22 protein-coding genes and 1 tRNA gene are annotated in these 20,997 nt (G+C 41.4%); 17 read left to right on the top strand and 6 right to left on the bottom strand.

The window, feature by feature from the left end:
• Nucleotides 1-50: 50 nt before the first annotated feature.
• The 4 genes from FD27_RS07610 to wecB all read left to right on the top strand — a co-directional run bounded on the left by FD27_RS07610 (nt 51) and on the right by wecB (nt 3,992).
• The gene (locus FD27_RS07610; protein WP_057752205.1) at nt 51-1,070 is read left to right on the top strand and encodes a Gfo/Idh/MocA family protein; all 1,020 of its coding nucleotides are present in this window, start codon (nt 51-53) and stop codon (nt 1,068-1,070) included.
• An 11-nt stretch (nt 1,071-1,081) separates the two neighbouring features.
• Entirely contained in the window at nt 1,082-2,389 is a 1,308-nt protein-coding gene (locus FD27_RS07615; RefSeq protein WP_057752208.1) for a DEAD/DEAH box helicase, read from the top strand.
• 62 nt (nt 2,390-2,451) lie between these two features.
• Nucleotides 2,452-2,524 (top strand) — tRNA-Arg (locus tag FD27_RS07620).
• Nucleotides 2,525-2,864: 340 nt separating this feature from the next.
• On the top strand, nt 2,865-3,992 hold the full coding sequence (gene wecB / locus FD27_RS07625; RefSeq protein WP_057752360.1) for a non-hydrolyzing UDP-N-acetylglucosamine 2-epimerase: 1,128 nt from the start codon (nt 2,865-2,867) through the stop codon (nt 3,990-3,992).
• A 61-nt stretch (nt 3,993-4,053) separates the two neighbouring features.
• On the opposite strand, the gene FD27_RS07630 is transcribed toward wecB, so the two are convergent.
• From FD27_RS07630 to FD27_RS07640, 3 genes are all read right to left on the bottom strand, one after another.
• The gene (locus tag FD27_RS07630) at nt 4,054-5,466 is read right to left on the bottom strand and encodes a DHA2 family efflux MFS transporter permease subunit (RefSeq protein ID WP_057752211.1); all 1,413 of its coding nucleotides are present in this window, start codon (nt 5,464-5,466) and stop codon (nt 4,054-4,056) included.
• Nucleotides 5,467-5,926: 460 nt separating this feature from the next.
• A complete protein-coding gene (locus tag FD27_RS07635; protein WP_057752214.1) occupies nt 5,927-6,361 on the bottom strand; it encodes a GtrA family protein in 435 nt (144 codons plus the stop codon).
• Nucleotides 6,361-6,810 (bottom strand): flavodoxin, encoded by a 450-nt coding sequence (locus FD27_RS07640; RefSeq protein ID WP_057752217.1) that lies wholly within the window; start codon nt 6,808-6,810, stop codon nt 6,361-6,363. Before FD27_RS07640 ends, FD27_RS07635 begins: the two co-directional genes overlap by 1 nt.
• Nucleotides 6,811-6,920: 110 nt before the next feature.
• Between FD27_RS07640 and map the strand changes: the two genes are divergently transcribed.
• The 5 genes from map to FD27_RS07660 all read left to right on the top strand — a co-directional run bounded on the left by map (nt 6,921) and on the right by FD27_RS07660 (nt 12,463).
• A complete protein-coding gene (map, locus tag FD27_RS07645) occupies nt 6,921-7,775 on the top strand; it encodes a type I methionyl aminopeptidase (RefSeq protein ID WP_057752220.1) in 855 nt (284 codons plus the stop codon).
• A gap of 52 nt (nt 7,776-7,827) precedes the next feature.
• Complete coding sequence (locus FD27_RS08745; protein WP_157055094.1) at nt 7,828-7,971, top strand: hypothetical protein; 144 nt, start codon at nt 7,828-7,830, stop codon at nt 7,969-7,971.
• A gap of 174 nt (nt 7,972-8,145) precedes the next feature.
• Nucleotides 8,146-9,654 (top strand): glutamate/gamma-aminobutyrate family transporter YjeM, encoded by a 1,509-nt coding sequence (yjeM, locus tag FD27_RS07650; protein ID WP_057752222.1) that lies wholly within the window; start codon nt 8,146-8,148, stop codon nt 9,652-9,654.
• A 93-nt stretch (nt 9,655-9,747) separates the two neighbouring features.
• Complete coding sequence (locus FD27_RS07655; RefSeq protein ID WP_057752226.1) at nt 9,748-11,094, top strand: MFS transporter; 1,347 nt, start codon at nt 9,748-9,750, stop codon at nt 11,092-11,094.
• Between the two features lie 460 nt (nt 11,095-11,554).
• A complete protein-coding gene (locus FD27_RS07660) occupies nt 11,555-12,463 on the top strand; it encodes a YihY/virulence factor BrkB family protein (protein WP_057752228.1) in 909 nt (302 codons plus the stop codon).
• A 63-nt stretch (nt 12,464-12,526) separates the two neighbouring features.
• On the opposite strand, the gene FD27_RS07665 is transcribed toward FD27_RS07660, so the two are convergent.
• The gene (locus FD27_RS07665; protein WP_057752231.1) at nt 12,527-12,769 is read right to left on the bottom strand and encodes a DUF2922 domain-containing protein; all 243 of its coding nucleotides are present in this window, start codon (nt 12,767-12,769) and stop codon (nt 12,527-12,529) included.
• 22 nt (nt 12,770-12,791) lie between these two features.
• Nucleotides 12,792-13,004 carry a DUF1659 domain-containing protein gene (locus FD27_RS07670; protein WP_057752234.1) on the bottom strand — a complete coding sequence of 71 codons (213 nt, stop codon included), beginning with the start codon at nt 13,002-13,004 and terminating at the stop codon, nt 12,792-12,794.
• 103 nt (nt 13,005-13,107) lie between these two features.
• On the opposite strand from FD27_RS07670, the gene recX reads away from it, so the two are divergent.
• The 7 genes from recX to FD27_RS07705 are packed head-to-tail and all read left to right on the top strand — an operon-like array spanning nt 13,108 to nt 19,212.
• Nucleotides 13,108-13,908, top strand: a complete 801-nt coding sequence (recX, locus tag FD27_RS07675; RefSeq protein ID WP_057752237.1) for a recombination regulator RecX — start codon at nt 13,108-13,110, stop codon at nt 13,906-13,908.
• A 50-nt stretch (nt 13,909-13,958) separates the two neighbouring features.
• The gene (locus FD27_RS07680; RefSeq protein WP_235803033.1) at nt 13,959-14,624 is read left to right on the top strand and encodes a sugar transferase; all 666 of its coding nucleotides are present in this window, start codon (nt 13,959-13,961) and stop codon (nt 14,622-14,624) included.
• A gap of 17 nt (nt 14,625-14,641) precedes the next feature.
• The gene (locus tag FD27_RS07685) at nt 14,642-15,403 is read left to right on the top strand and encodes a DUF4422 domain-containing protein (protein WP_057752243.1); all 762 of its coding nucleotides are present in this window, start codon (nt 14,642-14,644) and stop codon (nt 15,401-15,403) included.
• 17 nt (nt 15,404-15,420) lie between these two features.
• A complete protein-coding gene (locus FD27_RS07690) occupies nt 15,421-16,350 on the top strand; it encodes a glycosyltransferase family 2 protein (RefSeq protein ID WP_057752246.1) in 930 nt (309 codons plus the stop codon).
• A 14-nt stretch (nt 16,351-16,364) separates the two neighbouring features.
• Nucleotides 16,365-17,561: a hypothetical protein gene (locus FD27_RS07695; RefSeq protein WP_057752249.1), complete on the top strand. Its 1,197-nt coding sequence runs from the start codon at nt 16,365-16,367 to the stop codon at nt 17,559-17,561.
• Nucleotides 17,558-18,193: a YveK family protein gene (locus FD27_RS07700; RefSeq protein WP_057752252.1), complete on the top strand. Its 636-nt coding sequence runs from the start codon at nt 17,558-17,560 to the stop codon at nt 18,191-18,193. The genes FD27_RS07695 and FD27_RS07700 overlap by 4 nt, the downstream gene beginning before the upstream one ends.
• A gap of 11 nt (nt 18,194-18,204) precedes the next feature.
• Nucleotides 18,205-19,212, top strand: coding sequence for a glycosyltransferase (locus FD27_RS07705; RefSeq protein ID WP_057752255.1), 1,008 nt, complete (start codon nt 18,205-18,207; stop codon nt 19,210-19,212).
• A gap of 34 nt (nt 19,213-19,246) precedes the next feature.
• On the opposite strand, the gene FD27_RS07710 is transcribed toward FD27_RS07705, so the two are convergent.
• Nucleotides 19,247-19,681 carry a hypothetical protein gene (locus tag FD27_RS07710; protein WP_057752259.1) on the bottom strand — a complete coding sequence of 145 codons (435 nt, stop codon included), beginning with the start codon at nt 19,679-19,681 and terminating at the stop codon, nt 19,247-19,249.
• A gap of 197 nt (nt 19,682-19,878) precedes the next feature.
• On the opposite strand from FD27_RS07710, the gene glf reads away from it, so the two are divergent.
• Nucleotides 19,879-20,997, top strand: coding sequence for a UDP-galactopyranose mutase (glf, locus tag FD27_RS07715; RefSeq protein WP_057752263.1), 1,119 nt, complete (start codon nt 19,879-19,881; stop codon nt 20,995-20,997).

Genomic DNA, 20,997 nt, shown 5'->3' on the forward strand with positions numbered 1-20,997 from the left:
TTGTTAAACTTATTGTAATGAACTAAATATCTGATAAGGGAGTTGTCACGATGCTGAAATTAGGAATTATTGGAACCCATATTATCACGGACCAAATGTTGGACGCCGCAAAGACGACGGGTAAGTATCAATTAACCGCGGTTTATTCTCGGACGATGGATCGTGCTAAGGAATTCGGTCAACCATACGGGGCCACTGAATTTTACGATGACATCCAGCGCTTCTTTGAAAATGGTGACTTTGACGTGGTTTACATTGCATCACCAAACAGTTGCCACTATCAACAAGCACGTTTAGCCATTGAAAATGACAAGTTCGTAATTGTTGAAAAGCCATCATTTGTTAACCCAGAAGAATTTTCTGCCATTGAATCACTGTTGGCTGCCCATCCAAAGGCACGGTTAGTTGAAGCTGCTCGTCATATTCACACACCATTGTATGAAGCTGCTTTGGATAAAGTTAATGAAATGAAGAAGAGTCATATTCAAGGGGCCACGATCACCGTCATGAAGTACTCTTCTCGTTATGATAAGGTCTTAGCTGATGACAAGCCATATCCAAACATCTTCACATTGGACTTTGCCGGTGGGGCATTGATGGACTTAGGTGTCTATGCGGTATACGGTGCTGTCACCATGTTTGGTGAACCAGCATCTGTTGTTTACTTCCCAACCTTAGCTAAGACGGGCGTTGACGCTAAGGGAGTTGCCATTCTGAATTATGATAAATTCTCCGTTACCTTGAACTTTGGTAAGACAGCCAATTCCCACTTGCCATCTGAAGTTTACGGCTTGAAGGACACCCTGGTTTACGACAGTATCTTTAACACCAAGAAAGTTACTTACTATGATGCTGACCAGAATGCGCACCCATTTGACCAGCCAGTCGAAAAGAACTCCATGACTGATGAAATGAACGACTTCGCTGACTTGTTTAACAATCCTGATGATAAGGACGAACAAGCTAAGTATCAACGGTGGCTTGACCTGGCCCACACTGTTAACTCCGTGATGTATTCACTTCGTCAATCAGCACAATTAAAATTCCCTGCAGATCAGAAACAAGAATAGGATGATCATACTTGATTGAACAATTTCAGCAAAAATTTGAACAAGAGTTTAAGCAGCCGACAGAAATCCAACGGGCAGTGGCGGATGCCCTAACGAACGATAAGTCGGTCTTGGGAATTGCCCCGACTGGTTCCGGGAAGACATTGGCCTTTACACTGCCACTGTTGCCAAAAATTAGTCCTGGGGATGGTACCCAATTATTGGTCCTGGCACCATCGCAGGAATTGGCAATGCAAACGACCCATGTCATGCGTGAATGGGCTAACTTGATTGGGGTTAAAGTTCAGTCACTGACTGGTGGCGCTAACTTACGTCGACAGGTGATGAAGCTCCACAGTCACCCTGACGTTGTTGTTGGTACGCCCGGGCGGGTTCTCCACATGCTGGATAACCGCCACCTTAAATTGGGTCACCTGCAAACAATGATGATTGATGAAGCGGACGACCTGCTGCGTGATGACACGCTGGCGGTAGTGGAAGATATCGAACGTGCAACCCCATTGAGTGCTCAGCTGGCATTTTTCTCTGCTACCATGTCACCGGTATTTAAGGAATTATCAGTGATGTTTGGTCGCGACATCGTTACTTATGATGTTCGTGATCAAGATCATAGTCGTGGGCCAGTTCGTCATGGCTTTATGTATGCCCGGACGAATGCACAGAAGACTGCTACACTACGCCGCTTTACTAGTATTAAGGATTTTCGGGGATTAGTATTCTTTAACAGCACGCGGACATTACACTATGCCGCTAGTCGTCTTCGTCATGAACATATGCCAGTCGGGACGTTAGGTGGCCGGCAAAAGCAAACGCAACGGGAAAAGGCTCTCCGGATGTTCAGAAAGCGGCAGTTGAAACTGTTACTGACGACGGACGTGGCGGCCCGGGGAATTGATATCCCGAAGTTACCTGCAGTAATTAACTTTGACTTGCCAAAAGAGGTCAATACTTACATTCACCGTTCTGGTCGGACTGGCCGCCAGGGTGAACCAGGGTTAGTGGTTAACTTAGGTGATGATCATGATATCCGTGACTTGAAGCATTTACTGACGGATACTGATTACAAGTTTGAACATCTTTACGTTGACCATGACCAAATTACCGATCAGAAGCCTGAAAAGGGTCAACGAGTGGTTTCCGTCAGAAAGAAGAACGCGCGGAAACTGCAGAAAGAACAGTGGTCAGCCGAAGGAACTGTCGAAAAGTCGATTCACCGCACTTTGGGCAAACTGAAGCCGAAAAAGAAGAAACGTCATAAGAAGAATCGTAAGAATAAGGGAATTCGGTTGAAGCACCGGCGCGAGCATGCCCAGAAATAATTTTCAAAAGAGGATTAGCGCTTTACGTCTTTGCTGGTAAATGCGATAATACTCTTTGGTTTGGTCCCATAGTATAACTGGATAGTACATCCGCCTCCTAAGCGGTCGATTCCGGTTCGATTCCGGATGGGATCATATGAAAAATGAGCGTGAAGCCGTTAAAATCTCCCGGAAGGCTAACGATTTCTCCAACGAACGACGACTTGTCGTCGGAGGAGGAGGAGGTCGTTAGCTATAGGGAGATTAGGCTGAACGCGTTACGACATAGTAGCATTAGAAAACAGCCGGCGAGCGCGTTACGACTATGTAATAGTAGAACATTAGGCTGAACGCGTTACGACTGTGTCGCATTACAACTAACCAAGTTAATATAATTTGCAACTCCAAAATTAATCATTTTGGAGTTTTGTTGTCTTTCAACTACGAGATCAATTGTTGTACAATAAATTAAGTATGTTTGAAAGGAGGGATCATCATCCGCGGACCATTTAAAATTATGTTGTTGTTTGGTACTCGGGCTGAAGCACTGAAATTAGCGCCGATTATTGAGCAAATGAAAAAGGATCCAACAACTTGGCAACCATCAATTGTTGTGGCTGCTCAAGAAAGACGATCCCTTTTGCAACAAACCATGAAGTTTTTAAATGTAAAATCTGACTTTGACCTGGATACCAGTGAAATTAGTCATGTCAACGCTGCTGAAAAGCTCAGTCAGTTGCTGCATAATTTCAATAATGTCATCAATGCAAGTCAACCAGATATGATGTTGGTAGTGGGGGATGCAGCCACTAGTTTGGCAGCTAGCTTAGTATCCTTCTATCACCATTTGCCATTGGGTCACGTTGAAGCCGGCTTGCGGACCTACGATAAGTTCTCACCATTTCCGGATGAAATGCACCGGCGTTTAACGGATGATTTGGCAGACTTATATTTTGCACCGACGACGGGTGCTCGGGATAACTTGTTATCTGAGCATCACCCGGCTGAACAAATCTATGTGACTGGGAATACTTCAATTGATGCGGTTCGGGAACGGTTAACTGCTGATTTCCATAATGAAGTGCTTGATCAGATTCCTGATGACCACCGCTTGATCATTTTGACCATGCAACGACCGGAAAGTATTGGGGCTCCCATGGAACGGGTCTTCCACACAATGAAGGATGTCGTGGAAACCAACCCCGATGTTGATGTAATTTATCCAGTTTACCCGAACTCTGAAGTTATTAGTATGGCTGATGATGTGCTAAGTAACCAAGATCGAGTTCATTTGATCGAGCCGCTGAACCATTCTGATTTCTTGAACCTGGTAGCGCGTTCTGATTTTCTAATTACTGATTCAGGTAGTATTCAAGAAGAAGCGCCGGCATTACATAAGCCTGTCCTTCTCTTGCGTGAAAAGACAGAACGGCAAGAAGCAGTTGAAGAGGGTTCTGTTAAAATCGTTGGGACGAACCCAACGAGCATCCAACAAGCCGTTTTTGAATTGCTCCACAAGCCAAAGATTTATCGTAAGATGGCAGAAGCCCCGAACCCATTTGGGGATGGTCATGCCAGCGAAAAGATTTTACAGATCATTCAAGATTATCTAACCCATAAATAACACAAAAAGACAGCGTTTGAAGTTTTTTGTTCTAAACGCTGTCTTTTAAATTATCCAATTTTTATTTCAAATCTTCACTGTGCGCCTTATCTTGCATTAAGAATGTCAGGAGGATACCGATCACAACCAATACGATCGTGAAGTAAATTCCCCAGTGAACACCGTTAGTAAACTTAGTAGCTAAATTGCCAGTACCAGCCATTCGACCTAATTCAAGGAATGAGGTGGCTAAAGCAGTTGCTAAAGCACCAACGATCTGTTGCATAGTGTTCAGGATGGTTGAACCATCGGCAGATTGCATTCCGCTCAATGAGTTCAAAGCACTGGTCTGGGATGGTGACATTGCTAGTGGACAACCAATCATTAAGATCACGTGGGCTGCAATGACATAGGCAACGGACGAGTGAGGCGTTGTACATGCCAACATGATGGCGCCAACTAATGCAATCACAAAGCCGATCATGGCAGGCTTTTTAGCACCAACTTGATCATACATCCGACCAGCAAAAGCGGAGGTCAAGGCATTGATAATTCCCCCTGGCAGCATGATGATCCCGGTCAAAGCTACTGGTAAGAGCAGACCATTTTGAATGTACATTGGTAATAGGTACATTGCGGATAAGATAATCCCAAAGTCTAGCATCACTAGGGTTGAACCGATAGCAAAGGACTTGTTAGCAAACACCTTCAAGTTGAGGATTGGGGCATCCAAGTGCAGTTGCCGGTGAATGTATAATGCTAAAACAACAACACCAACGATCAGCGCAATCATGACGGGCATTGATAGCCAACCATCACGGGAAGATAGGCTGGCACCAATCACCAGTCCGGAACAGCCAACCGCTGACTCGAGAATGGATAAGATATCGACGTGGGGACGGGTCAAGTGACCGACGTTTTCCAATGAAGTAATCGCAAAAATCAGGGCGATTGCCAAGAAGGGAACGAATGCCCAGAAAATCCAGTTCCAGGACAACTTAGCTAAGATTAACCCAGTTAACGTTGGTCCAATTGCTGGGGCAAACATAATGACGAGGGCACAAACACCCATTACCGCCCCAATTTTCTGAGGAGGAAAGATCTGCATTACCACGGCGAACATTAGTGGTAGGATCAACCCGGTTCCGATCCCTTGAATCATCCGACCAATGAGGACCACCATAAAGCTTGAACCTAATGCGGAGATGACTGAACCAACGATAAAGTCAGCGAGGGCGAAGATAATGATTTGCCGGGTGGTAAACCACTTCGAAATTAATGAAGATAATGGCAAAATAATCCCAATCACTAACATGTATCCAGTAACTAACCACTGGATCGTTGAAGTATTAACATGCAGGGCCCGGATTAAGTTTGGTAAGGCAATATTCAATGATGTTTCTGAGAACATCCCGACGAAAGCACCAAGCAGCATGGAGACCATCGCTAGTTTGGGATGACGAACATGTTGTCTTGCTTGAGGTTTCGTATTCATATTTATAATCACTCCTTTAATCAATTCTGAATCACACACGATTGGTTACTTTACCAGAATTGAATTAAATTCGTAAGCTTTCGGGACTTTTCTTTTAAAAATTAAGCAAATATCTTATTTAAATTAAGTTTGAACTTCTTAACATGAAAAATTCCCGGCCACTAGTTACCTAGTCAACCGGGAGCTTTTAATGAGATATTTTAATGTGGCTGAGTCGAAATGTACTTTTCTAATGCTACACAGTCAAAACGTGGGCAGTAGCTGATTGGACATTCACACCGATAAATCGGGTGTGACTATCTTAATCAGCCTTGCGGGGGCTCACATACGAAAACAGTTTTCTGGTTCGCTCCCTCGCCCTAAGCCCTTAGTGTCTAGCTACGTAAGGTTCCTTGATGCGCTTTCAAGCCTCAAGAACCTTACTATGCTAGCCATACAGGGCTTTTAACGGGCTTTTGTGCTATCTTTCTATTCCGCGATTATTACGGAATATCAACCACTTTGAAAAGATGTAGTTAGCAATCACTACAATCACGTTATCAATAAACTTAACAATAAATTGTTGTAGCGGTGAATCAAACTTGAGCATTTTAATACCAACGTAAGTGATCACAATATCGATGATTAAGGTCACGCCACGGTAGAAGAAAAAGCGCAGCATTTCTACTAACGTATCCATCACTGTTGTGTAGTGAGATCCAAAGACCCACACCTTGTTGGTAAAGTAGGCAACGAGCACTGCGGCTACCCATGCCAGGACGGTCGATAAAATAACCCCCCAGTGGAGACCGGGACTCAAGATTTGAAAGACAACTAAGTTTACGATCGTCGTTACCACGCCCCAGAATAGGTAGGCGATGATTGCCTTATACTTATTCCATAAGTGCTTAACCATTACTTACCTGCCTTGTCAACGAGCTGCTTAGCAAAAGCATCTAGCTTCTTGATGTCATCTTCATCCGGTGCCAGGTTAATATGAACATTTTCGGCACCCTTAGTAGCACCAGCTTTATCAAATGCTTTGCCGAATTCATCAACAGCCACACAGAAGTCATCGGCGTAGTAGGTATCACCAGAGCCGGCTACACCATAAACCTTGCCAGATAAGTCCGCTTCCTTTAGGTCATCGTAGAAGTCTAACCCTTCTTCAGGCAAGGCGCCTTCGTCGTAAGTGTATGGGCAAACCACACAAATATCGACATCATCAAAATCAGCGACATCCGCCATCGTAATTTCTGTTTCATCGACTTCGACACCTTGGTCCTCCAAGGCTTCGGTAATTACGTCCGCAACATCCTCGTTATTTCCAGTAATTGTGGCGTAAACAACCATTGCTTTAGCCATTATTATTCCCCCGTTCAAATTATTCGCTTAATAGTATAGCATGCTTCAGCGTCATGATGGACACAAGTGTTATACTAGGTAACGTAAAAATCAAAGAAGGGGAACAATTAATGATTACTTTAAAATCACCACGCGAAATTAATGCGATGGAAAAGGCCGGTGCTGCACTGGCAGGGATGCATATTGGGATCCGTCAATTCATCCGGCCAGGCATCTCCAGTTGGGAAATTGAAAAGTTTGCCCGGGAATACTTCAAGAAGATTGGTGCCAAGGCTGAACAAATCGGCTTCGAAGGTTACAAGTACGCTACCTGTGTCTCCGTTAACGATGAAATTTGCCACGGCTTTCCACGGCGTAAGCTGATGCTGAAGGATGGTGACCTGGTTAAGGTTGATACTGTTCTTTCAATTGATGGTTTCTTCGCGGATTCCTGCTGGTCATATGGTGTGGGTGAAGTTAAGCCTGAAATTCAAAAGTTGATGGATGTTACTAAGAAGTCACTCTTCATGGGAATCGATCAATGTATCCCTGGTAACCGGATTGGTGATATTGGTGCTGTTATCCAACACTACACCGAAGACGAAAACGGTTATGGGGATGTTCGTGAATTTGTTGGTCACGGTATTCAACCAACAATGCACGAAGATCCAATGGTGCCACACTATGGTGAACATGGACAAGGCCTTCGTCTGAAGAACGGGATGACGATCACCGTTGAACCAATGATTAATACCGGAACTTGGAAGGCAGATACGTCTGATCCAAGTGGCTGGCTTGCTAAGACTGCTGATGGTGGTTGGTCTTGCCAATACGAACACACCTTAGTTGTTACTGACAAGGGTCCGAAGATTTTGACTTCACAAGATCCAGAAGCTGATGCGGACTACATGTACGATGACGACTATGTTAAGTACTTTGACCACTACAGCAAGATTGCCAAGGAAGTTGCCCAATCTTACAAATAATGATCAAAAAAGTTTTGTTTGTCTTTTAAATTTATAAAAATAAGTTAACCAGATGAATATTCAACACGAAAACGGTGACAGCTCACAAAAATCAGCTGCCACCGTTTTTAATAATGCGTTCCTGAAGGGCAATTCGCGCCCCCTCTATCTTGGAACCGCTTTACAGAAGTGGATCATGCATAAAAATGGATATTAACTTGAAATCAATATAAATATACACGGATTTAATCTGAAATTGCATAAAACCTATAAGACGTTTTTATTTAAATGTATCAACGGCCTGTCATTTTGTCTAAAAAGTATTATACTTAAATTATTAAAGGATTTCTTATTGTTATTTAAGAATGCAATTGTTTAGGAGGAATTTGAATTGGATGAGCAAAGTAGTAATAAAAAGATGATTACTACCTTTGGCCTTGTGACGATGATCATTACCGCTATCTTTGGTTTTGGTAATGTTTCCAACGCCTATCTGCAAATGGGTTACGGTAGTATTATCTGGTATGCCTTAGCGGGGATTTGTTTCTTCTTCCCGTGCGGCTTAATGATGGCCGAATATGGATCTGCCTTCAAAGATGCCAAGGGTGGTATTTATTCTTGGCTGGCCGGATCAATCGGTGAACGGATGGCCTTTATCGGGACCTTCGTTTGGTTAGCTTCTTGGATTGTGTGGATGGTTTCCACTGCTTCCCGGATTTGGATTACGTTCTCTGCCTTAATCTTTGGTAAGGATACGACCCAACAATGGAAGTTTATGGGCCTTTCTTCAACCGAAGTGATTGGGATTCTTGGAATCCTGTTAATGATCGCATGTACCTACTTCAGTTCTCGTGGGATGACCGCGATTGCGAAGGTTGGTTCCCTTGGTGGGATCTTCACCGTGGTTGTTAACATTATTTATGTAATTGCCGCAATCGTTGTTTTGATTATCAATAAGGGTGCCTTAGCACAGCCATTCCATGGTGCATCTAGTTTAGTGATGTCACCAAATACGCAGTTCCAGACACCAATTGCTATTATTTCATTCGTTGTTTATGCCATCTTCGCCTACGGGGGGATGGAATCACTGGGTTCCGTTACTGATTCAATGAAGAATCCAGAAAAGACCTTCCCACGTGGCTTGATCATTGCTTCAATCTTTACGATTGGTGCTTACGTTATCATGATCCTGATGGCTGGTTGGTTTGCTAACTACAAGCATGACTTTGCTGTTTCTACTACTAACCTGGGTAACGCTACTTATGTCCTCTTTAATATCTTAGGGGTTAAGTTAGGAACGGCTCTGGGCTTCTCCCACGCCGCAGCTCTTGAATGGGGAGCAGCAATGACCCGGATCGTGGCCTTCTCACAGGCCCTTGGGTTCTTAGGTGCCCTCTTTGTTCTGATGTACTCACCAATCAAGGCCTTCATCTTGGGTTCTAACCCTGAATTATGGCCAAAGAAGCTGACTAAGCTGAACAAGGCGGGGATGCCTGCTAATGCAATGTGGCTCCAAGTTACGGTTGTTTCGATCATTATCTTCTTGGTTGCCTTTGGTGGTTCTGCCGCACAGAAGTTCTACACTATTCTGACCGACATGGCCAATGTTTCAACTTGTTTCCCATACTTGTTCTTAGTTGGAGCCTTCCCATTCTTTAAGAAGCGGACCGATATCGATCGTCCATTCGTCGTCTTCAAGAACAAGGCATTAACGAACACAATTGTTTGGTTCGTTGAAATTATTTTGATTGTCGGGATCCTGTTTACCTTCATTCAACCAATGCTGGATCATGACTGGCAAACAGCCTTCTGGACAATCGCTGGTCCAATTTTCTTCGCGGGTGTTGCATGGGCATTCTACCAAGCTTCAGCCAAGAAGCATCATATTAAGCAAAATTAGTCGTTTTAGGTTAACACTCTTACTGCGACTACTTCAAAGCAAGAATGATCATCATTCTTGCTTTTTTTGTACAATGAATCGAGGCTTTCTATAATGAGTCACTTGTTGGGACTGGATACCCCTGGTTGGGAACCGCGTTATAAGCGGAACGTCATTGTTTATCTTTGGGTGTACGGTATTCTTGGTGGTGTTACCGGGATTACCAATAATGCTTTGCTATCGTACTTGGATATTGTCGCTCCTAAAGTGGTTACTGGGTTAAATACTTTCTCTGCCATTTCGACTCTGCTGATGTCGCTGACCATTTTGTTGGTCCACAGCATGGGGTATAAGAAGATTTTGTTAGCGGCAGCGCCAGTTACGATTATTGGTTTGCTAGGAACGATTGTAACCAAGAACCCGATGCTAATTGTGGTTGGTTACGTTATTTCACAGACAACCATTGGCCTGTATGATTATATGTATCCAATTATGTTTTCAGTATATGTGCCCAAGAAAGTGCGGACGCGGTTATTCACCATCGTGATGTCCGATAACCTAATCTTCCAGACGGTCGTGACCTTTTTCGGTGGGAAGCTGGTTGTCTGGTTCTTCAGCCTATTTCAAGGATTAACCTATAACCAAGCTTCAACTTGGTCCGCTCACCAAGATGCCATGAAGTCAATGATGCTTGCCAACTATGCCAATTCTTATAAGGTCATTATTTTTGTGGCAATCATCATGAACGTTATTGCTTTTTTGATTACTTTTGGTTTCAAAGAACAACCAAGCGATTACAAGACGACGGCTGCGGAAGCCAAGGCCAAGGGTAAGAAGAAGTTTAACTGGTCTTCTTATAAGAAATTATGTACTAAGCCAGTGATCGTCTTTACGATTTACATTGCTATTTGCCAGGCGGGGGCACTATTGATTACTCCATACCTGCCAATTTATCTGAACAATTACTTGCACATTCCACGGGGGATTACATCAACGATTAATACTATTCAGACTGCTGCTATGTTCCTCGGTTACTTCTGTTCACCATTTATGGAAAAGAAGATGGGGACGGTGGTCGCTGTCGCTGGCTCAACGATCGCATGTATCCCATTGATGCTGATCATGGGGATAGGGCATGCCTTAGGTACTGGTATGACGTTGATTGTGGTTGTCACCATTACCTACTTCTTACGGTCTGGAATTGCCAACGCTGCTATGCCAGTCCAAAATACTTTGCAAATGTTCTTGGTTAACAAGGACTTGCGGCCAGCCTTTACCTCACTGACGACCTTAGTGATTGCCGGTGTAGGAATTCTAGATGGCTTCTTTACCGAATTCTACCTATTGAAGACAATGCAAGGATACGCCACGGCTTACTTTGTGGCTTCTGGACTGTACCTGGTTGGTTCGTTGATTCTGATTATCTACCTGAAGAAGGATTACAACCGGATTGATAAATAAAAGCATTTAAAATTATGAAGGCCACCTAGCTGAAGATTAGCTAGGTGGCCTTTGTATGTGTTATGAATCAAATATTTATTTTATCCCAGCGTTCATGAACTTGGTCCAGTCAAATTGGTAGTCATCATTATAAATGAGATCGCCAATCATTCTAAATTGCCACGTGAATTTCAGCGCATTATTGCATTATTATATGGATCCCATCATTGATCTTTATCATTAGTGAAAGCATATATTCCATATTTGAGATCGTTAGCAACATAATTTGGCTGTGTTTTTACTTTAAATCCCTTCTCGGCAATTGCTTGATACTTTTTTAGCGTAGTGCCGTTCTTCTGACTTTACATCCTTTCAAACGGCTCTGTTATATATAAACGTAAAATAGTCGGCTTTTACATTTGCCAAAATTGCTCAAAGAAAATAAGGTATAATAGTCTTATTGATTTAGAAGGAGGGCATCATGCGCGCTGAGAACAAGCTAAAATTAAAAACGTTTTTTGCCATGCTGGTTAAGCACTTTACCTTGGCTCAGCTTTCAAGCTCAGCGGCGACTCTGGCATACTACACGTTGCTATCAGTTTTCCCGGCCCTCCTGGTAGTAGGGAACTTGTTGCCAATGATCGGGCTGGATGCTAACACTATTTTAGGATACCTGCAGACGATTGTGCCGGCAACGGTCTATTCTTTTACTAAACCCCTCGTTCAAGACTTCTTACAACGGGGAAGTGGTGGCATCCTGACAACCGGGGCCTTGATTGCGCTGTGGTCCACTAGTCAGGGGATCGCTGCCTTTCAGCGGTCAGTTAACCATGCATACGGAATTGCCGAAAACCAAAACCCGATCAGTAACCGGGTGATTTCATTCATTTGGATGATTGTGGTTTTAATCGCCATCTTCCTGGTTGTTTTCCTGTACGGTGTTGGTGAACAATTTCTGAAGTGGCTCCAGCCAATCTTCCACTTCAACATGAAGTACATTACCTTGTTCTCCAGCTTGAAGTGGCCAATTACCTTTTTGATTCTATTCTTGGCGTTGACAATGCTGTATTACTTCGTACCGAATGCCAAAGTTGGTCTGCGCTTTGCCGTTATTGGGGCTTTCTTAGCGTCTATCTTTTGGATGTGGCTATCGCGCATTTTTGCCCTCTACACGGTGATCTTTTCACGAGGGGTAATCGGATACAAAACGATTGGGGCCTTCATTGCGATGATGGTATGGCTGGATTTCTCTGGTTATATCATCATGATGGGGGCGGCGTTGAATGCAGCCCTCCAGGAAGCTCATGATGGTGAATTGCATGAGAAGGAACACTTCTGGAAACTAATTCGGACGGAACATAAGAAAGCACGAAAGTCGATCGTCAAATGATAACTTAAAAGGGGCTGGGTGCTACAACCCAGCCCCTTTAGGGGAGAATATTATTGAGGGAGATTAAGCGGCTGCTTTATCCTTTTTACTATCATTGAAGATAACGGTTGAAACTGTATCAACATACTTAGCGGATAATGGCTCAGCGTAAATGTCTTCGTCCTTGCTGTTAAACATGTGCGTCTGCGCAATTTCTTGCATTGCTTGACGCACCACCGCTTCGGACAAGTCTTGTTTAGCGTAGGCAAGCTTGAGTAAGTGCTTCTTGCCGAGGGAACCCTTAAAAGTTAAGTTTAAAGTCTTCATATATTAGTAAACTTCCTTTCTATTAAGCAAAAGTTACTTGGTCATTATTGATGATGTTGGCACCAGAGAATTGTTCACCTGACAATGCTTCGATGGCGTGACCTAACGTCGTGATTTGTTCTTCCTCCACGTCAGCAATCACGTTATTAAAGGTGCGCTTGATTCCTTTAGGATGCGCTTCGCTGACCATTGTGAGTTGAATCTTACCTGACTTAAATTGACGAACCATGTTCATGTGGGAAACTCCTTTGAATAAGTGATATTTGATAAGTAGTGGCCACTGCTTACACCTATAACAACGAATGAAAAATGGATTTGTAAAGGGTGAATTTTAAAAAATGGCAAAAATTACCAAAATTGAGGCTCAAAAACGTCAGGGTCGCTATAATGTCTACTTGGATGGCAAGTATGCTTTTCCAGTGGCGGAAAGTGTCCTGATTAAGTTCCGGTTAATGAAGGGGATGGAACTGGATAAGCCAGCGATTGCCAAAATTACAACTGCTGACCAGATTGCTAAAGCCTACTCCCGGATGTTGGACTACTTGTCTCATCAGTTACGGACGGAGAGTGATGTAGTTAAAAAGCTGCGTGACCAAGAGACACCGGAAGAATTCATTGAGCCGGTATTGCAAAAGCTCCGCGCACAGCAGTTGGTCGATGACCACGAATACGCCGCTGCTTACGTGCGAACAGAAATGAATACCGATCTGAAAGGGCCGGGCGTGATCCGGCAGAAACTGCGGGCTAAGAAGGTTGTCGAAAATGACATTGACGACGCCTTAGCGCAATTTACTTTGGTAAAGCAACAGGAGAATGCCACTAAGTTAGCGCAAAAATTGTTTCGGCGTTATCGGTCACAGCCACTGCGCCGCCAAATTGAGAAAGTCCGGCAGGGGTTAATGACGAAAGGATACGCTTCGACAATCTATGATCAGATTAAAGGCCAAGTGACCCCGCAGGATGATCCAGAACGTCAAGACGAGTTACTGAATCGGGAGGCCGCTAAGATGTGGCGTCGCTACTCCCGGCGGGCGACTGGCTATGAATTGACGATGAAGTTTAAGCAGGGGATGTACCGCAAAGGCTTCGATATGGATGCCGTTCAGTCATGGCTTGACCACCATGAAGAAGCTGAATAAGCTTTTCAGAGGCGGTAAATACTGGTAAAATGTGTAGGATAAGTCTACATATGAAAAAGAGAAAAATCATGAAAAATATCAAAGTTGATGAACAAAAATTAAATCATCAGTATGGTTATCGCACCATTAAACGGATATTTGACTTTGTTGCAGCACTTCTGGCTGTGGTGATTTTAAGTCCAACTTTCTTAATTATTGCGATTGCCATTAAAATTAATGATCCGCATGGCCCCGTGTTCTATACTCAGGAGCGGGTTGGTAAGGACGGGCGTCGTTTTCGAATGTTTAAGTTTCGTTCGATGGTTACCAATGCCGATGAACTCCTCGAAAAGCTTAAGGAGCAAAATGAAATTAAGGGTGCAATGTTTAAAATGAAAAACGATCCGCGGATTACATCGGTTGGTCGTTTTATCCGTAAATATAGTTTAGATGAATTACCACAATTGCTGAATGTGGTTGGTGGTTCGATGTCCATCGTTGGTCCTCGACCACCACTGCCATATGAGGTAGATCAGTATACTGATTATGATAAACAACGGTTGATGGTCAAACCCGGTGCTACAGGTATGTGGCAAGTGGGAGGACGAAATGCCCTTAACTTTGATCAAATGGTTGAACTTGACTTAACGTATATCAATGAACGTAGTATTTGGCTGGATTTGAAGATCATGTTTGAAACTGTCAAAGTAATGATTAAGCCGAATGCAGCTTATTAATATTGAGAGGAATTATTGTGAAAGTAAAAGTATTAGTTGCAGCTCATAAGAATTACAAAATGCCAACTGATCCACTATATTTACCGGTTTTTGTTGGTAAGGAGATTCACCCAGACGTTAATCATACCTTTCAGGGTGACAACACTGGTGATAATATTTCTTCCAAGAATCCGACTTACAATGAATTGACCGCAATTTATTGGGGATGGAAGAATTTAGATGTGGACGCAATGGGATTAGTGCATTATCGTCGTTACCTAAGCCTAAACCATCGTAAATCGTTAGACTCAGTTTTAACAGAAAAGCAGGTTCAACAATTACTGTCCAATAATGACATCATTTTGCCGCCAAAGCGTCGTTACTATATCGAAACAAATGAGTCTCACTATCTTCATGCTCACCATCATGAGCCATTTAATGTTATGCGGCAAGTGATTGCAGAAAAGTATCCTGAGTATGTATCATCATTTAACAAGGTGATGAAAAGGACTTGGGCGCACATGTTTAACATGTTTATTATGAAGAAACAGCCATTGGACGAGTATTGTACTTGGATGTTTGATGTCTTATCAGAAGTTGAAAAGAGAATTGATATCAGCACTTATTCTACCTATGAAAAGCGTGTATACGGATTCCTTAGTGAATTGCTGTTGGACGTGTGGTTGGATCAACATTCTCAATACCAGACTGTTGAGGTCAAATACGTATTTATGGAACATACAAATTGGTTTAAGAAGGGCGGCAAATTTGTCCTTCGTAAGTTTACAGGACATGCCTAAATAAAGAGGAGAATACTGTGAGTTTGTTATCCATCGTGGTTCCTTGTTATAACGAAGAGGAATCTATTCCATTATTCTTTGATGCTGTTGAGAAAGTTGTCCATCAAATGGAACCAACGATTGAATATTGGTTTATTAATGATGGGTCTCGTGATCGGTCGTTATCAGAGATGAGAAAAATACATTCTCAAAATTCAGACAGGGTGCACTATGTTTCCTTCTCTCGTAATTTTGGTAAAGAAGCAGCCTTGTATGCTGGTTTGCGTTCTGCCAATGGTGATTACGTGGTTGTGATGGATGCGGACTTGCAGGATCCACCAGAGTATTTACCAGAAATGTATAAATTAATAATTTCTGGTGAATATGATTGTGTTGGTACGCGACGGACCGATCGTAAAGGTGAAGCTAAGTTAAAGTCTTTCCTGAGTGATAAGTTTTATGATGTTATCAACAAAATTTCTGACGTTAAAATTGTTAATGGTGCTCGCGATTACCGAATGATGACACGACAAATGGTAAACGCTGTTTTGTCTTTAACTGAATATAACCGCTTTTCGAAAGGTATTTTTAACTGGGTTGGCTTTAAAACTAAGTATATCCCTTATAAAAATGTGGAACGAGTTGCAGGAACAACCGATTGGTCAACATGGAAATTGTTTAAGTATGCTTTCAACGGAATTATAGATTTTTCGGAGGCTCCACTCTCAATTGCTACTTGGTTTGGTGGTTTCTCAGCTTTTGTGTCAATTATTGGATTGATTGTTGTGATTATCCGTCATTTTGTTGAACCAGGAAGCAGTGCATTCGGATGGGCTTCTTTGGTCTGCATCATGTTGTTACTTGGTGGAATCCAATTAATGTGTTTGGGGATCGTTGGTCGTTATGTGGGAAAAATATACATGCAATCCAAACATAGACCGGTGTATATTGTGAAAGAAAAAAAGTAAAGGAGCCGTAGGAAGTGCTAGGACAAGTTAAAAAAATTGAAAATTGGCCTCTTGATGGTTCGAGAATTTATGAAGTTGCGTTTTCAATATACTTCATTATTACTTTTTTTCTGACTTCTACGTATACAGACTATATCCCCAGTCATTCTTTACATGAACTATCCTTCATTCCGTTGGTAATGGTGCTATTTAAGATCATTATCTTGGATTTTAATGAACATAAACGCTGGTGTATTAATATACTACTTTTAGCGTTATTAGTGATTTGCTGGCGTAAATCAGGGGAGTTTATCCTTTTCCCAATGGGTATATTTGTTTTAGGTGCGCATGGTGTGAGTATGAGAAGAATTATTTATTTATATTTCGTACTTGGTACAGTCATGTTATCCTTTGCTTTCTTTACTTCATTATTGGGATTAACTAAGAACTTAATTTTTTATCGCGGCGGATCTCACTCCATAAGACAGTCATTCGGAATTATCTATCCAACTGACTTTGCTGCTCACGTTCTATTTTTAGTTTTAGCATATTGTTACCTTCACTTTGGCCGAATTGGCTGGGTGGATAACATTGCGTTTTTGGCCTTAGCGGTTGGTGTAGAAAGGTTCTGTGATGCGCGATTAGGTGCTGGAGCAATCATTTTAACTGTTCCAATAATATGGATTGGTCAACTGGCTAGACAGCATCATCTATGGGCACGTACTATTGCTATCTTTTATTGGATATTGCCTATCATCGCTGGTTATATTACTGTTTTAACAGCTTATCTCTATCATCCAAATAATGCTTCAATGGAGAAATTAAACAGCCTTTTGTCTGGTCGCTTATACTTTGGTCACCTTGCATTTATTAAGTATCATCTAACCTTATTTGGCCAAAAGGTTGTTGAAAACGGGTTTGGTGGTAATGCAGGTCATCATTTGGCCAATAGTAATGATAGTAGCAGTTATTTTTACATTGACTCGTCCTTTTTAAGAATTATCATTTTGTACGGTATTATTATGTTTATATTGATTTTACTAGCGTTGTCTGCCATATCTTGGCTGTCTATTAGGCAGGAAGACTTTGCGTTAGCTAGTATTCTAGTTATTGTAACAATTAGTGCTGTAGTCGAGCAACGGTTGATTGACATTACGTATAATCCGTTTTTACTAGCATTATTTGCCCAGTGTTATTATCAAATTAAAAATAAGATTGGAGAAACATCATGAAGCATTATACATTTGGTACCTATGTTAAGAAGTACAGTAAGGAAATTATAATCGTAGTTGTTTGTGCGTTAGTTGGAGGAGCGCTAATGGGTTACTCAGCCAAAAAACGTAAAGTAACGACTTATACTGCTAATCGCGATGTAGTTATTTCTCACAATATCGAAAGATACCAAGCCAATAATGAAAATGGCACAAACTCTGTGGTAAATAATGACATCAACATGATGCCAACTTATAAAGATATTGTGGAGAATGACATTATTGCAAAGCAGGCGCGTAAGAACTTGCCGAAGAAGTTACGTGCGAAGTACTCAACTAGCGATATCCAAGACGTAGTCAGTGCTAAGGTTAGTCAACAATCGTTAGTGATGGATGTTAAGGTTGAGACAAAGTCTCCTAAAGATTCGGTTCAAATTGTTAACGCGGTTTCTCAGTCATTCAAACAACAATTGCCAAAATTACAACCGGGATCCGGTCAGGTTACTTTACTTGCAAGGGCCAATAAAAATAACGTTAATAGTACGACTAAGCCAAGTGCAAAGAAATATGCGATTGTTGGTTTAGCATTAGGTGGACTATTGGGATTGATCATTAGCCTTGTTATAGCTACTGTTAGAACTTTTGGGAAATAGGGGTACCTCAAATGAGTAAAGTGATCTTTACAGTTGATGAACATAACGAAAACAATAATGCTGGTCCAAAGGCTAAGGTTGATTTTGACTACTTTATGAGTAAAGAAGGGTATCAAATTGTCCATCAACATTTTGACGTTCATTCTAAATTTAAAAAGTTCCTTTATGGGTCCTTTATCATTCCTAATTTGTTTCACCATGATTACTATGATGAAATGATATTTCAATACCCGACATATTCCTCTTATATAATGAAACGAATGATTCCAAAAATGCGTGAACATAGTAAGAAACTCTATTTTTTAATTCATGATGTGGAATCACTCAGGTTATCTGTTGGAAATGATGAATACTTAGCATCAGAAAGGGAACTTTTCAACTTGGCCGATGGTTTAATTGTTCATAATTCTCAGATGCGTCACTGGCTATCTGTCCACGGTATCTCAGTACCAATGGTAGATTTAGATATATTTGATTACCAAAATCCACAACCTGTTCAATCAGACGGAGAATATCAATACAGCATCTGTTTTGCTGGTAATTTAGCTAAGTCGGATTTTCTTAATAAGTTATCCTTAAATAAGGCTAAGTTAGATATTTATGGCCCACATCCTAGCAGTCAATATCAGCATGGTGTGGTTTATAAGGGGATCTATTCACCGAATGAACTACCTAAACATTTATCGGAAAATTTTGGATTAGTATGGGATGGATCATCGGTGGATACGTGTGATGGTAAATATGGTAATTATTTACGTTACAATGCTCCTCATAAAACTTCTCTTTATTTGAGTACTGGCATTCCAGTAATTATCTGGAAGAAAGCGGCTTTGGCTGACTTTATCGTTGAACACTGTGTTGGAATGACTGTAGACAGTCTTGAAGAATTAGATGATGTGTTAACTAATATAACTGCTGATGATTACAAGAAAATGAAGCTTAATGCAATTAAGTTAGCAAGACAGATTCGCAGTGGTTACTATTCGACACAAGCAGTTAAAGCAATTGAACAATACTAAAAAAGCATTTCCAAAACTGGAAATGCTTTTTTACTTAATTACGGTTAATTTGAGCGTTACTTGGTAGAGGCCCTGACCAATCTGCATAGTTTACTTGAGAACTACCAGCGATTGTCTGGCGATCCATTCCATCACTATCAACGTGGTGAGTAACACCATTACTATCAGTCCATGTAGCAGTATCACCTAAGCCTAATTGACGTTGTTTACTTGTGGTACTACTAGATGAAGAACTGACGCTACTTGAATTTTCAGTTGTTACAGCTGAACTGTTGGAAGCAGAACTACTACTTTTTGTTGCTGCTTGTTTCTTTTTGGTAGTTGTTTTCTTTTTGACAACTTTACTTGTCTTATCTTTAGAAGATGAAGAGCTAGTATTATGATTAGTGTTATTACCACAACCAGCTAATCCTAAAGCTAAGACGGATAATAAAATTCCGGAAACAGTCAGTTGTTTAAACTTTTTCATGTAACTTCTCTCCTATAAATTGAAAGTTAAATTAATCTGGATATTAATAGTAGACTAGCATTATAATTATATCATTGATAAACTTAATAAGTCTATGACAATTAATCTAAACATATCCGCATTGTACAATGTTGATAAAAGAACGTCAAACTATTAAAATAGTCGAAAATTAATATTATATCAAAGGTGAACAGATAATGAGTGATTATGATTATTTAGTTGTTGGAGCCGGTTTGTTCGGTGCAACTTTTGCTTATGAGGCCGCCAAGCGTGGCAAGCATGTTATGGTGATTGAAAAGCGTGACCATATTGCAGGCAACGTTTATACAGAAGAAGTGGATGGCATTCAAGTCCACAAATATGGTGCCCATATTTTTCATACTTCTAACAAACATATTTGGCAATATGTAAACCAATTTGCTGAGTTTAATCGCTATACTAATAGTCCAATCGCTAACTATAAAGGCCAAATCTACAACTTGCCTTTCAATATGAATACTTTTAATGAAATGTGGGGTACTCACACGCCGGAAGAAGCGCGAGCCAAGATTGACGAACAACGTCGAGAAATGGCTGGAAAACAACCTCAAAATCTCGAAGAACAGGCTATTTCTCTCATTGGGCGTGATATCTATGAAAAACTCATTAAGGGCTACACTGAGAAGCAATGGGGGCAAAAGGCAACCGCATTGCCTGCTTTCATCATTCGCCGTCTGCCAGTTCGATTAACTTATAATAACAACTATTTTAACGATGACTATCAGGGCATTCCAATTGGTGGTTACACCCAGATCGTTGAGAAAATGTTAGCCAGTGATTTGATTGACGTTGAAACTGGCGTTGACTTCTTTGATCATAAACAGGACTATCTTTCAAAATATCCTAGGATTTTATTTACTGGAACGATTGACCAGTTCTTCGGTTATCAGTTGGGTGAACTACAATATCGCAGCCTTCGCTTTGATACTAAAGAACTAAATACTGGTAATTACCAAGGTAACGCGGTTGTTAACTACACCGATGCAGAAACACCATATACGCGGATTATTGAACATAAACATTTTGAATTTGGTAAAGGTGATAAGGATAAGACAATTATCACTCGTGAATACCCGGCTGATTGGCACCGTGGAGATGAACCGTATTACCCAGTAAACAATCAGCGCAATAATACTTTGTATACTAAATATCAAGAGCTAGCCAAGAAACAACCACAAGTTATATTTGGTGGTCGTTTAGGTCAATACCGCTACTACAACATGGATCAAGTTATTGCAGCGGCATTAAAGACTGTTGATAAGGAGTTTGACAATTAG

Source organism: Limosilactobacillus frumenti DSM 13145 (assembly GCF_001436045.1).
In the GTDB taxonomy this organism is placed as follows: domain Bacteria; phylum Bacillota; class Bacilli; order Lactobacillales; family Lactobacillaceae; genus Limosilactobacillus; species Limosilactobacillus frumenti.